Source organism: Paracoccus rhizosphaerae (assembly GCF_026162645.1).
GTDB lineage: Bacteria > Pseudomonadota > Alphaproteobacteria > Rhodobacterales > Rhodobacteraceae > Paracoccus > Paracoccus rhizosphaerae.
Genome location: NZ_JAOTBE010000086.1, coordinates 1 through 11,363 on the forward strand (window position 1 = coordinate 1; position 11,363 = coordinate 11,363).

Genomic DNA, 11,363 nt, shown 5'->3' on the forward strand with positions numbered 1-11,363 from the left:
GCGCAGCACGCCCATGATCTGTGCCTCGGAGAAACGGCTCTTCTTCATCGGAATCTCCTCGTCCAACTTGCCGAGAAAATTCTACTTCCGCATCCCCTTAATCACAGGGAGGATTACCGGGCCACCATGAAGACCTTCTGCAAGGGGCGGGACTTCGCCGCATGGGTCGGCCTCACGCCGCGACAACAATCCAGCGGTGGCAAGGACCGGTTGGGCCGCACCTCGAAGATGGCTCAGCGCGACATTCGCCGGCTTCTGATCGTCGGGGCCGTCGCCGTGGTGTGATGGGCGGCACGCAAAGGCGCACCCGACGGCTCTTGGCTTGCCCGGATGTTGGAGCGGAAGCCGGAGATGCTTGTTGCGGTGGCACTGGCCAACCGCATGGCGCGCACAGTCTGGGCGAGGCTGCGCAAGGGAGAGGATGACAAGGATCCCGCGATGGCGGTCGCATAGGCCGGTGTCGTCGGATTGTCGCCGGATGTGAGAGGAGCGAGGGAACGTACGGGCGAACGGTCATGAGACCGGGTCAGGACAACCATCATTGCCGCCGATGCGCCTCTGAGCGCGGGTAAGCGAACTGGTCCTGTCCTCCATTTCTCCAAAAGGGCCCGCGGCGCGTGACAAGCCGCATCTTCAAGGCCGGATACACGACCGCACCTGATCACATGCCCTATCGCACCTAAGTTTCCACTTGCATCAACGGGGGCGTCCAGACATGGCGGGTGAATTCCACGATGCTTGGCTGAGGCGGTGCTGCGAAGTCCTTTCCATCGACTGGTGGGAGTGCGTTGCGCAGTGTGTGCCCAGAATTTCGTTTGTCATGTCTCTGGGCGTGGAGAACTAGGTATTGGGGCATCGCCGGTGGCTGACTGAGGTGAAGGCTCTTGTGGTCGCCGATATGCTGGAGCCAGGTGCCACGGTGAATGCGGTGGCGGATCGGCATGGCGTGCAGCCGAACCAACTGTCGGCGTGGCGGCGGCTGGCCAAGCAAGGCAAGCTGGTGCTTCCATCTGCACCGACCGACGAGCCTGTCTTTGCCCCGCTGGTCGTCTGCGATCCGGCGCCACCGCCTTCCTCCCGCCACAGGCAGCCGGCTGAAGAAGATGAAGCGATACGCTTTTGCCTGTTTCGGCTAGCGACTAACGAGACGGGAAATGGTAGTGGCAGCCCGTAGGGGAGTCGAACCCCTCTTTTCAGGTTGAAAACCTGACGTCCTAACCGATAGACGAACGGGCCACTTTCTGTCCGCTGCCAGTCTTCCCTGGCGGCGTGAGCGGTGTTTAGGCAAAGCCGCGGGGGGGCGCAAGCGGAAAAAACGCGGGCATCCAAAAAAACTTGCAGCCCTGCAGACGCCGGGTCTGCGTCGATTCAGGGCGCAGTACTGTCAGGGCATCCCCGCTCACTCGCACATCGGCCCGGTCTACATCCGCGCGCTTGCGACCTCGCGCGCGCGGATCTTGCGACCTCGCGCGCGCGGATGTAGACCCGCGCCCGAACGAAAGGAAACGTCATGTCGATCACCGAGGATCAGGCCCGCAAGGTTGCGCATCTGGCGCGCATTGCGGTCGATGATGCCGCCCTGCCGGCGCTGGCGCGCGAACTCAGCGGCATTCTGGATTTCATGGAACAGCTGAACGAGGTCGATGTCAAAGGCGTTGAGCCGATGACTGGTGTCACGCCGATGCGGCTCAAGCGGCGCGAGGACGTCGTCACGGCGGGCGGAAATCCTGAACAGGTTCTGTCGAACGCGCCCGACGCGCGCGAGGGGTTCTTTGCCGTGCCGAAGGTGGTGGAATGACCGACCTGAACAAGCTTTCGATCGCCGATGCGCGCGATGCCCTGCACAAGGGCGACGTGACCTCGGTGGAACTGACCGATTCCTGCCTGACCGCGATCGAAGGCGCCAACGCGTTGAACGCGTTCGCGCATAGGACGCCGGACATGGCCCGCGAGATGGCGCGCGCGGCCGATGCGCGCATCGCGGCGGGCGATGCTTCGCCGATGACGGGCATCCCGGTGGGCATCAAGGACGTCTTCTGCGTCAAGGGCGTCCCCAGCCAAGCGGGCAGCCGCATCCTGCAAGGCTTCAAGCCCGAATACGAATCGACCGTGACCCGCAACCTGTGGACCGCTGGCGCCGTCATGCTGGGCAAGCTGAACCAGGATGAGTTCGCCATGGGATCGACCAACGAGACCAGCTGCTATGGTCCGGCGGTGAACCCGTGGCGCGGCGCTGAGGGCGTGCGACTGACGCCCGGCGGCAGTTCGGGCGGTTCGGCCGCGGCGGTGGCCGCCGACCTGTGCCTGGGCGCGACCGGGACCGATACGGGCGGTTCGATCCGCCAGCCTGCCGCGTTCACCGGCACAGTGGGCCTGAAGCCTACCTATGGCCGGGTCAGCCGCTGGGGCGTGATCGCCTATGCCTCCAGCCTCGATCAGGCCGGTCCGATGACGCGCACGGTCCGCGATGCGGCCATCATGCTGGGCGCCATGGCATCGGCCGACCCGCAGGACAGCACCTGCGTCGACCTGCCGGTCCCCGACTTCGAGGCCGCGCTGACCGGCGACATCCGCGGCAAGCGCATCGGCATCCCCCGCGAATACCGCGTCGACGGCATGCCGGCCGAACTGGATGCCCTGTGGCACAAGGGCGCCGAGATGCTGCGCGACGCGGGCGCCGAGATCGTCGACATCAGCCTGCCGCACACGAAATACGCCCTGCCCGCCTATTACGTGATCGCGCCGGCCGAGGCGTCCTCTAACCTCGCCCGCTATGACGGCGTCCGTTATGGTCACCGGGCCCGGCTGTCTCAGGGCGACGGCATCACCGACATGTACGAGAAGACGCGCGCCGAAGGCTTTGGCCCCGAGGTGCAGCGCCGCATCATGATCGGCACCTACGTGCTATCGGCCGGCTTCTACGACGCTTACTACAACCGCGCCCGCAAGGTCCGTGCGCTGATCAAGCGCGACTTCGATCAGGTCTTCGACGACGGCATCGATGCGATCCTGGCACCCGCCGCGCCAACGGCGGCCTTCCCACTCGGTTCGGTCGACAAGGGCGATCCGGTGCAGATGTACCTGAACGACGTCTTCACCGTGACGCTGAACCTGGCGGGACTGCCGGGGATCTCGGTCCCCGTGGGCCTGGATTCGCAGGGCCTGCCGGTCGGCCTGCAGCTGTTCGGCCGCCCCTTCCAGGAAGCGGAACTTCTGAACCAGGCGCTGGTTCTGGAACAGGCTGCAGGTTTTGTGGCCAAGCCCGAACGGTGGTGGTAACCTCGGCGAAACGGCATGTCGGAGGCAAGATGCGTGGCTGGTTGGCGATAGGAGTGCTGGCGCTGGCCGGCTGCGGCGAACACCGGGGCTGGAACCCGAACTATCAGTTCACGTCCAAACCTTATGGCGACTACCTCGCCCATCGCGAGGTGACGCTGCTGACCGGCCGCGACCCGGTTCAGGGCGTCCCGGTCGCACGCCCTTTCAAATCGCCCACCGCGCCCGAGATTGCGGGCGTGTATCCGGTGCCGATCCCTCCGACCATGCGAATCCAGCGGGTCATCGTCCCGGCCGAAGGACGCCCGCCATACATCCCGGCGCATCCGGAACCGGCCCAGCCCATCGCGGTCGTCCCGGCCCGCTGATCCTTGGTCAAGAACAGGTTTCCCAGTCCGAACCACGGTGATCGTCGGGGCCATCGGCCATCCCTGATCGTTCTGCACTACACCGGGATGATCGACGCCGCCTTGGCCCGCGCACGCCTCTGCGACCCTGCGGCCGAGGTCAGCGCGCACTGGCTCATCGACGAGGACGGCACTGCCGAGGCGCTCGTGCCCGAAACCCGCCGCGCCTGGCACGCTGGCGCCGGCAGCTGGCATGGCCAGGACGACATCAATAGCCGCAGCATCGGCATCGAACTCGTCAATCCTGGCGACCGCCCGTTCCCGGCGCCGCAGATGACAGCGCTGAGGCATCTTCTGCGCGATGTCATGTCACGTTGGGGCATCGCACCGAACCAGATCATCGCCCATTCCGACCTCGCGCCCGGCCGCAAGATCGATCCCGGCTGCCGCTTCGACTGGGAGGGATTGGCCTGCGACGGCCTTGCCACTTTCGCGCGTCAGGGCCGCGAAGGCCCCGCACCGCCACTCGGCGCATCGCTGGACGGCCTCGGTTACCCGCCCGGCGCCCCCTCGACCCGGTTGCAGGCATTCCGTCTGCGCCACTGCCCCTGGGCGGCTGGCCCCGAAGACGACTCTGATCGGCGCCTGGCGCACTGCCTCCTGCGACGATCCCCAAATATCCCAGGGGGGTCGCCGTAAGACGATGGGGGCAGCGCCCCCACTTGACGCAGCCGCCTTGCCCGGCCATACGACCCAAGCGCGGAGGGCTGGATGGCCGCGGCGGGATTCCGTCGAGGAAAGTCCGGACTCCATGAGGCAATGGTGCCGGGTAACGCCCGGCGGGGGCAACCCCAGGGAAAGCGCCACAGAGAACAGACCGCCCATCCCCGGATGGGTAAGGGTGAAACGGTGGGGTAAGAGCCCACCGGGGGGCTGGCAACAGACCCCGCATGGCAAGCCCCACCAGGAGCAATGCCGAATAGGGATCGCGCGCGGGTTCGCCCGCAGGGCCGCCTTGCCCCAGCAGATCCGGGTAGGCAGCTAGATCCGGCCGGTAACGGCCGGACCAGAGGAATGGTCATCCAGCCGCGTCAGCGGTGGACAAAATCCGGCTTACAGGCCCTCCGCGCGGTCACGCCTTCCCGCTCTTGTTGCGCGCCTCGGTGGCGGTGGCGATGGCGCTGGCTGCTTCGCTCTGCATCTTCTGCGCAAAGCCCACCATCTGCGCGGCATAGGCCTCGGCCCAATCGGCGAAGCCCTTGCCATCCGTGCCGCCCATCTTCATCGCGTTGGTGCGCATCTCCTCGCCCTGCTTCTGCAGCGTCTCAAACTGCGATTCCCAAGCCTGCTGCATCTGCTGCCACTGGCTCCGCACCGTATCGCTGGTGCCTTCCATATGTGCGCGAATCTGGCGGTTCATCTCCTCCTGCCGCTGCATGGCGCTTTCCTGCCACTTGCGTGCCTGGTCCATCGCCTCTTCGCTGTTCTTGGTCATCGCCGCCTGCCAGGCCTCCATCCGCTCTTCGAAATTGCGGGTGTTGTCGGCCAGGGCGGTCAGCATGTCGGACAGTTTCATCACGGCTCTCCCATCACTCGGGCCATGCAGAAGGCCCCCGGATGCAAGCCTGCGTCCGGGGGCCTTCTTTGTCAAACGCTGTGGGGTTCAGCCGCCGGTCTGGACGGGGCTGTCGGTCGGCAGGCCGCGCTGCGCCTCGATCTCGCGCCACCGGGCAACAGCGGCGTTGTGTTCCTCCAGCGTCCGGCTGAAGGTGTGCCCGCCGGTGCCGTCGGCGACAAAATAGAGGTAGTCCGTATCATCCGGGTTCAGGGCGGCGTTGATCGCCGCACGTCCCGGATTGGCGATTGGCGTCGGCGGCAATCCGTCGATCCGATACGTGTTGTAGGGAGTCTCGGCGTCCAGCTCGGACCGCCGCAGGCCGCGGTCGAGGATCCCCTGCCCGTTCGTCACGCCATAGATCACCGTCGGGTCCGTCTGCAGCCGCATCCCCTGACGCAGCCGGTTGACGAAGACGCTGGCCACCTGCGGACGCTCGCCTGCGACGCCGGTCTCCTTCTCGACGATCGAGGCCATGATTAGGGCCTCCTCCGGCGTCTCGTAGGGCAGGCCGAAGGGGCGCGCCTCCCATTCCTCGGCCAGGATAATTTCCTGGCGGGCCGCCATCTGGGCCAGGATCTGGTTCCGGTCGCCGCCTTTCGACAACTGATAGGTATCGGGTGCCAGGCTGCCTTCGGGCGGAACGTCGTCAATCTCTCCGGTCAGGAAGCCTGCGGCGCGAAGTGCCTCGACCACCTGCCAACTGGTGACGCCCTCGGCCATCACCATCGACAGGCGCACGTCTGACAGGTCTTGTGCGGCGGCGATGGCCGGGGGCGCATCATCGGTCGCTGGGTCGAATCGCGCCATCTCCTCATAGGCGCCGGTGTCGGGGTTCATGTCACGCAGCAGGATCGTGTTTGCGCGCACGCCCACGCGCACCACCACCTCGGTCCCGCAGGTCGAAGGTCCGCCAGCCGTTACCGTGTCGACGATGCTCTCCATGCTGGCACCAGGCTCCACCAGAAAGCTGCCGAACTTCAGCTCGCGCGCCTTGCCCATCGCGTCGGCCCCTGCCCGGAAGATATAGGCGTTCGAGATCGCCCCTTGCTCGGCCAACCGGTTGCTGACCGCGTTCAGGCTGGCGCCCGGCGCGATCTGCACGCACTGCGCCACCGCGCTCGGCCCCGGACCGCTGAATTCGCGCTTGGCCCAGGCCACGGCGGCGGCCGCCGCGATCAGCAGGACGATCGCCAGCGTCAGGAAGTTCGAGGCGATGTTGCGCCAGATCATCCCTCGACCCGTCCCAGGATCAGGCAGGCGTTGGTCCCGCCAAAGCCGAAGCTGTTGGACAACGCCACGTCGACCTTGCGACGCACTGCGGCGTTGGCGGCCAGGTCCAGCTTCGGCTGGACCGCCGGGTTGTCCAGGTTGATCGTCGGCGGGCAGATCTGGTCACGGATCGCCAGCGTGCAGAAGATCGCTTCAACCGCGCCAGCCGCCCCCAGAAGGTGGCCAATGCTCGACTTCGTCGAGGACATCACCGCGTTCGGGGCATGATTGCCCAGCAACTTCTCGACGGCGCCAAGTTCGATCGTGTCGGCCATCGTGCTGGTGCCATGAGCATTGATATAGTCGATGCTGTCGGCCTCCAAGCCCGCCGAACGCAGCGCTGCCTCCATTGCGCGATAGCCGCCGTTGCCATCCTCCGACGGGGCAGTGATGTGATAGGCATCGCCCGACAGCGCATAGCCCAGCACCTCGGCATAGATCTTGGCGCCGCGGGCCTTGGCGTGCTCGTACTCCTCCAGCACGACGACGCCCGCGCCTTCGCCCATGACGAAACCATCGCGGTCGGCGTCATAGGGCCGGCTGGCCGCCTGCGGATCGTCGGCGCGCTTGGTGGAGAGGGCCTTGCAGGCGTTGAAGCCGGCGATCCCGATCTCACTGATCGGGCTTTCGGCACCGCCGGCAATCATCACGTCGGCATCACCATACTTGATCAGCCGCGCCGCATCGCCGATGGCATGGGCGCCGGTCGAACAGGCGGTCACGACCGCGTGGTTCGGCCCCTTGAAGCCATAGCGGATCGATACCTGTCCCGAGATCAGGTTGATCAGAGCGCCCGGAATGAAGAAGGGCGAAACACGCTTAGGCCCACGTTCCTTGATTAGCACGGCGGTATCCGCAATTGAACTCAGCCCGCCGATCCCCGACCCGATCATCACGCCGGTGCGCAGCCGGCCTTCCTCGTCCTCGGGCGTCCAGCCCGCATCGGTCACCGCCTGATGCGCCGCCGCGATGCCATAGAGGATGAAGTCGTCGACCTTTCGCCGGTCCTTCGGCTCCATCCAGTCGTCGGGGTTGAAGGTGCCGTCGCTGCCGTCGCCGAAGGGGATCTCGCAAGCGTATTTCGTCACCACGTCCTTGGGGTCGAACCGTGTGATCGGACCAGCGCCGGATTGCCCGGCCAGCAGCCGTTTCCACGTTGCCTCGACGCCAGAGGCCAGGGGCGTGACCATCCCCATTCCGGTGATAACAACCCTGCGCATTGGCGTTTCCTTCAGCTGCTCGCGTTTTGGGCGGTGATACACGGGCGTTACGTTTCACGCAACGCCACGAAACCGCGACCTGCGAGGTTCGGGCGGGACGCCGCCACGGGCATCGTCAACGGGGGGTCCGGGGGGCCGGCCCCCCGGCCGTCGCGGGACGCAAGCTTAGACCAGGCCCTCGGCGCGGAAGGCCAACCGAAGGTCCGTTTCCGGCCGCGCGCCGACATGGGCGATCACCTCGGCTGCCGCGATGCATCCCATGCGCCCTGCGACCTCCAGCGGCAGCCCCTGCGCCAGTCCAAAGATCAGCCCCGCGGCGAACTGGTCCCCTGCCCCCGTCGCATCGACCGGCACGATCCTGTGGACCGGCGCCGTCACCCGCTCGTCTCCGCGGATCAGGATCGCATCCTCGCCGGACCGCGTGCAGATCACCGTTCCGCAATCCGCCACCGCCAGATGCAGCGCCTCCTCCAGGTCCTCGACCTGATAGAGCGACTGCCACTCATGGATGTTGCCGATGACATAGTCCATCGGCCCCGCCACCAGCCGGCGGAAGTCGTCACGATGACGGTCCACGCAGAACGGGTCCGACAATGCGATTCCAGCCTGCCCCCCCACCCGGTGGATCTGGTCTGCAGCTTTCAGGAAGGCCTCCTTCCCCTTCGGCTTGTCGAAGAGATACCCCTCCAGGAACAGCCAGCCTGCACCGTCGAAGACATCGGGATCGACCTCCTCCGGCCCCAGTTCCGCCGAGATGCCCAGATAGGTGTTCATCGACCGCTCGCCGTCCGGCGTCACGAAGATGATCGTCCGCGAACTGGGCAGACCGGCGCCCACCACCGGGGGATTGACGAAGCGCGTGCCCGCCGCCTCGGTCTGGCTGGCGTAAAGCCGACCGATCTCGTCGTCGGCCACGCAGCCGATGAAGGCGGTCCGCATCCCCAGCTTGCCGATCCCGGCCAGCGTGTTCGCGACGCTGCCGCCGGCGATCATCCGCGCGTGTTCGCGACGGGTCGAATGGTCGTCGGCCTGCGCCGCCATCAGGTATTCGGACCGCTCGCGGTCGACCAGCTGCATGATGCCCTTGGTGATGCCCAGGCTCTTCAACCGGCCCTCGTCGGTGGGCGCGATGATGTCCATCACGGCATTGCCGATCCCGATCACATAGGGCTCGCTCATGCGGTCTTCTCCTCATAGGGGCACAGGTCGCGGATCGGGCAGATCCCGCAGCGCGGCTTGCGCGCCTGGCAGATATAGCGGCCATGCAGGATCAGCCAGTGATGCGCATGGGCCTGGAAGCGGGCGGGGACATTGTCCTCGATGGCGCGCTCGACCTCGTCGACGTCGCGGCCCGGCGCCACGCGGGTCCGGTTGCCGACGCGGAAGATATGCGTGTCCACAGCCTGAGCGGGATGGCCGAAGGCGCAGGACAGAACCACGTTCGCCGTCTTGCGCCCCACGCCCGGCAGGCGCATCAGCGCGGCTCGGCTGTCCGGCACCGTGCCCCCGAACTCCTCGACCAGCAATCGCGACAATGCAATCACGTTCTTCGCCTTCTGCCGGAACAAACCGATCGTCTTGATATGCTCGGTCACGCCCTCAAGCCCTAGGGCCAGCATCCGTTCCGGCGTGTCCGCCACCGCAAACAGCCCGCGCGTCGCCTTGTTGACGCCTACGTCCGTCGCCTGCGCAGACAAGGCGACAGCCACGACCAGCGTGAAGGGGTTCACGAATTCCAGTTCAGTCTCGGGCGCCGGGTTGCTCTCGGCCAGCCGCGAGAAGATCGCGACCTGATCGGCAAAGGGCAAGGGCGGGGGCAAGCGTTTCGATGTGGCCATTGTGCGCCACTTTTGACCGCCCCCGCCGCGCAATGCAAGCCGCGCAAGGACCCGCCGCCGGGGAAGCCGTGACGAAACAGTGACTTCCCTTCCCTTCGGAACTGCGACAGCTTGCCACGCGTTGAAGGCGCGCCCGGAATCAGGGCCGCGAAGGAAATCGGGCGTCATGCAGCGCCCGCGACAAGGAAAGGGAGATTGATGACACTCCGCCGCACCACCGTTCTTGCAGCCTCGGGCCTGATGATGCTTGGCGCCTGCGCCGATCCGTCAATGACCGGGACCTCGCCCACCGCCGCGCCCGCGGCCGGGATGAGCCGCACCCAGCAGGGCGCGCTGGCCGGTGCCGCCGTGGGCGCGCTCTATGGTGCGACGCGTGACAGCGACAACAACAACCAGGGCCGCGACGCCGCGCGTGGCGCCATCCTGGGCGCCGCCGCCGGCGCCATTGCCGGAAACATCCTGGACCGCCAGGCTGCCGCGCTCGAGCAGTCGATCTCGAACCCGAACGTCCAGATCGTGAACCACGGCAGCTATCTGCAGGTGATCCTGCCCGAGGGCATCCTCTTCGCCACCGACTCGGCCGCCGTGTCCGGTCCGGCGCAGTCCGACCTCTACGCGGTCGCGCGCAACCTGAACCAGTACCCGAACAGCCGGGTCGAGGTCATCGGTCATACCGACAGCACCGGCACTGCCGCCTATAACCAAGACCTGTCGCAGCGCCGCGCGCAATCGGTCGCGGGCATCCTGGCTGCTGCCGGCGTCGCGTCGAACCGTCTGGTCGCCGTCGGCCGCGGACAGACGCAGCCGATCGCCTCGAACGACTCGGTCCAGGGGCGCGCCCAGAACCGCCGGGTCGAGATCATCATCCGTCCGACGTAGTAATCGCCACCGCGCTGAACAAAGGGCCGGACGGCTTGGTCCGGCCCTTTTTAGTCACCTGGATTTCACGACATATGACAGGTGAACCCACGAATATTTGCGTAATTACCTCCCGGAGGCATCCAGTCGCCACGCCGATGCCAACCGGAAAGACGCTGAAACTATCGCAGCCTAGGTTGCGGCCGACGAGATATCTTAATGGCTCCATTTGCCTTAGCTTCGGTGTCGAGAACCTCAGGGGTTTTTCCTCTTGCAGCAGTAGGTCGCGCGATGCCTGCAGAAGGCCTTTGCATCCCGCCGCCGCCGGTCGAGCTGTTAGTTCTCTGATTGCTCGGCCTGTCAGTCTAGACACGACGCATGGCCACGCGGACTACTTGTCACATCCTACGTGATTGCAGGGCCGCTTCTTGAAGAGCGCCGGTCTTTGTTTCTGCCAGTCCTTGAGCGCGTCGATGGGCGTTTGCCCCTTCAGCACTGATTGCGGGAGCTGACCGTTGTAGAGGCGGACATGTCGCAAGAGTGTCTGCTCCAGATCTTCGCCGCTGTTGAAGTGGTGGCTTTGCAAGACGTCCTCGATCCGGCCGTTGAAGCGCTCAACCATGCCATTGTTCCGGCTCCGCCACTTCCAGACTGTCTGCTCGGAGATGCCGTAGCGCTCCGCCACCTTCCAGGCGGGTTCTATGCTCGCCTGGATCGCAGCCCGGATCTTCGGCGGCGTCGTCGCCTGCTTGTGAAGAGAGATCAGCATCCTTGCCTCCCGTTCCGAACCTCGCGCAGAACCGATCTTGCTATGAAGAATGACGTTGCCCCCAACTTTTATCCAGCGTGAGCGAGACTCCGGGTTTGGTTTTTGCCTGTTTGGGCGGGTTGGGCAACGGGGGCTGGCGCGGAGCTTTGTGGGTTGCGCAGCGTCAGG

The 11,363-nt window shown here is 65.8% G+C and carries 12 protein-coding genes, 1 tRNA gene, 1 other RNA gene and 1 pseudogene; 8 read left to right on the top strand and 7 right to left on the bottom strand.

The window, feature by feature from the left end:
* Positions 1-129 precede the first annotated feature (129 nt).
* A pseudogene (locus tag OC184_RS18055) lies at positions 130-453 on the top strand (transposase); the annotation flags it as partial.
* A 394-nt stretch (positions 454-847) separates the two neighbouring features.
* Complete coding sequence (tnpA, locus tag OC184_RS20575) at positions 848-1,174, top strand: IS66-like element accessory protein TnpA (protein ID WP_378925877.1); 327 nt, start codon at positions 848-850, stop codon at positions 1,172-1,174.
* Here tnpA and OC184_RS18065 read toward each other — a convergent pair.
* A tRNA-Glu gene (locus OC184_RS18065) sits at positions 1,162-1,236 on the bottom strand. The two genes, tnpA and OC184_RS18065, sit on opposite strands and share 13 nt — an antisense overlap.
* 274 nt (positions 1,237-1,510) lie before the next feature.
* Here OC184_RS18065 and gatC point away from each other — a divergent pair.
* From gatC to rnpB, 5 genes are all read left to right on the top strand, one after another.
* Positions 1,511-1,798: an Asp-tRNA(Asn)/Glu-tRNA(Gln) amidotransferase subunit GatC gene (gene gatC, locus OC184_RS18070; protein ID WP_265508547.1), complete on the top strand. Its 288-nt coding sequence runs from the start codon at positions 1,511-1,513 to the stop codon at positions 1,796-1,798.
* A complete protein-coding gene (gene gatA, locus OC184_RS18075) occupies positions 1,795-3,279 on the top strand; it encodes an Asp-tRNA(Asn)/Glu-tRNA(Gln) amidotransferase subunit GatA (RefSeq protein WP_265508548.1) in 1,485 nt (494 codons plus the stop codon). The genes gatC and gatA overlap by 4 nt, the downstream gene beginning before the upstream one ends.
* Before the next feature lie 29 nt (positions 3,280-3,308).
* Complete coding sequence (locus tag OC184_RS18080; protein WP_265508549.1) at positions 3,309-3,644, top strand: hypothetical protein; 336 nt, start codon at positions 3,309-3,311, stop codon at positions 3,642-3,644.
* A 3-nt stretch (positions 3,645-3,647) separates the two neighbouring features.
* Positions 3,648-4,322, top strand: a complete 675-nt coding sequence (locus OC184_RS18085; protein WP_378925872.1) for an N-acetylmuramoyl-L-alanine amidase — start codon at positions 3,648-3,650, stop codon at positions 4,320-4,322.
* 60 nt (positions 4,323-4,382) lie between these two features.
* An RNA gene (rnpB, locus tag OC184_RS18090) (RNase P RNA component class A) lies at positions 4,383-4,755 on the top strand.
* Here rnpB and OC184_RS18095 read toward each other — a convergent pair.
* The 5 genes from OC184_RS18095 to nth form a co-directional block, all read right to left on the bottom strand.
* Positions 4,756-5,199: a hypothetical protein gene (locus tag OC184_RS18095; RefSeq protein WP_265508550.1), complete on the bottom strand. Its 444-nt coding sequence runs from the start codon at positions 5,197-5,199 to the stop codon at positions 4,756-4,758.
* A gap of 87 nt (positions 5,200-5,286) precedes the next feature.
* The gene (gene mltG / locus OC184_RS18100; protein ID WP_265508556.1) at positions 5,287-6,468 is read right to left on the bottom strand and encodes an endolytic transglycosylase MltG; all 1,182 of its coding nucleotides are present in this window, start codon (positions 6,466-6,468) and stop codon (positions 5,287-5,289) included.
* Positions 6,468-7,730: a beta-ketoacyl-ACP synthase II gene (gene fabF / locus OC184_RS18105; protein WP_265508551.1), complete on the bottom strand. Its 1,263-nt coding sequence runs from the start codon at positions 7,728-7,730 to the stop codon at positions 6,468-6,470. Before fabF ends, mltG begins: the two co-directional genes overlap by 1 nt.
* A 165-nt stretch (positions 7,731-7,895) precedes the next feature.
* A complete protein-coding gene (locus OC184_RS18110) occupies positions 7,896-8,909 on the bottom strand; it encodes an adenosine kinase (RefSeq protein ID WP_265508552.1) in 1,014 nt (337 codons plus the stop codon).
* Positions 8,906-9,568 carry an endonuclease III gene (gene nth / locus OC184_RS18115; protein ID WP_265508553.1) on the bottom strand — a complete coding sequence of 221 codons (663 nt, stop codon included), beginning with the start codon at positions 9,566-9,568 and terminating at the stop codon, positions 8,906-8,908. The genes OC184_RS18110 and nth overlap by 4 nt, the downstream gene beginning before the upstream one ends.
* Before the next feature lie 198 nt (positions 9,569-9,766).
* On the opposite strand from nth, the gene OC184_RS18120 reads away from it, so the two are divergent.
* Positions 9,767-10,447, top strand: coding sequence for an OmpA family protein (locus OC184_RS18120; RefSeq protein WP_265508554.1), 681 nt, complete (start codon positions 9,767-9,769; stop codon positions 10,445-10,447).
* Between the two features lie 370 nt (positions 10,448-10,817).
* On the opposite strand, the gene OC184_RS20580 is transcribed toward OC184_RS18120, so the two are convergent.
* Entirely contained in the window at positions 10,818-11,195 is a 378-nt protein-coding gene (locus OC184_RS20580) for an integrase core domain-containing protein (protein WP_378979977.1), read from the bottom strand.
* Positions 11,196-11,363 lie beyond the last annotated feature (168 nt).

What these genes read in the sequence shown, in the direction of transcription:
- gatC (WP_265508547.1), top strand. Translation starts at nt 1,511, where the DNA reads ATGTCGATCACCGAGGATCAGGCCCGCAAGGTTGCGCATCTGGCGCGC.
- gatA (WP_265508548.1), top strand. Translation starts at nt 1,795, where the DNA reads ATGACCGACCTGAACAAGCTTTCGATCGCCGATGCGCGCGATGCCCTG.
- OC184_RS18080 (WP_265508549.1), top strand. Translation starts at nt 3,309, where the DNA reads ATGCGTGGCTGGTTGGCGATAGGAGTGCTGGCGCTGGCCGGCTGCGGC.
- OC184_RS18095 (WP_265508550.1), bottom strand. Translation starts at nt 5,199, where the DNA reads ATGAAACTGTCCGACATGCTGACCGCCCTGGCCGACAACACCCGCAAT.
- fabF (WP_265508551.1), bottom strand. Translation starts at nt 7,730, where the DNA reads ATGCGCAGGGTTGTTATCACCGGAATGGGGATGGTCACGCCCCTGGCC.
- OC184_RS18110 (WP_265508552.1), bottom strand. Translation starts at nt 8,909, where the DNA reads ATGAGCGAGCCCTATGTGATCGGGATCGGCAATGCCGTGATGGACATC.
- nth (WP_265508553.1), bottom strand. Translation starts at nt 9,568, where the DNA reads ATGGCCACATCGAAACGCTTGCCCCCGCCCTTGCCCTTTGCCGATCAG.
- OC184_RS18120 (WP_265508554.1), top strand. Translation starts at nt 9,767, where the DNA reads ATGACACTCCGCCGCACCACCGTTCTTGCAGCCTCGGGCCTGATGATG.
- OC184_RS20580 (WP_378979977.1), bottom strand. Translation starts at nt 11,195, where the DNA reads ATGCTGATCTCTCTTCACAAGCAGGCGACGACGCCGCCGAAGATCCGG.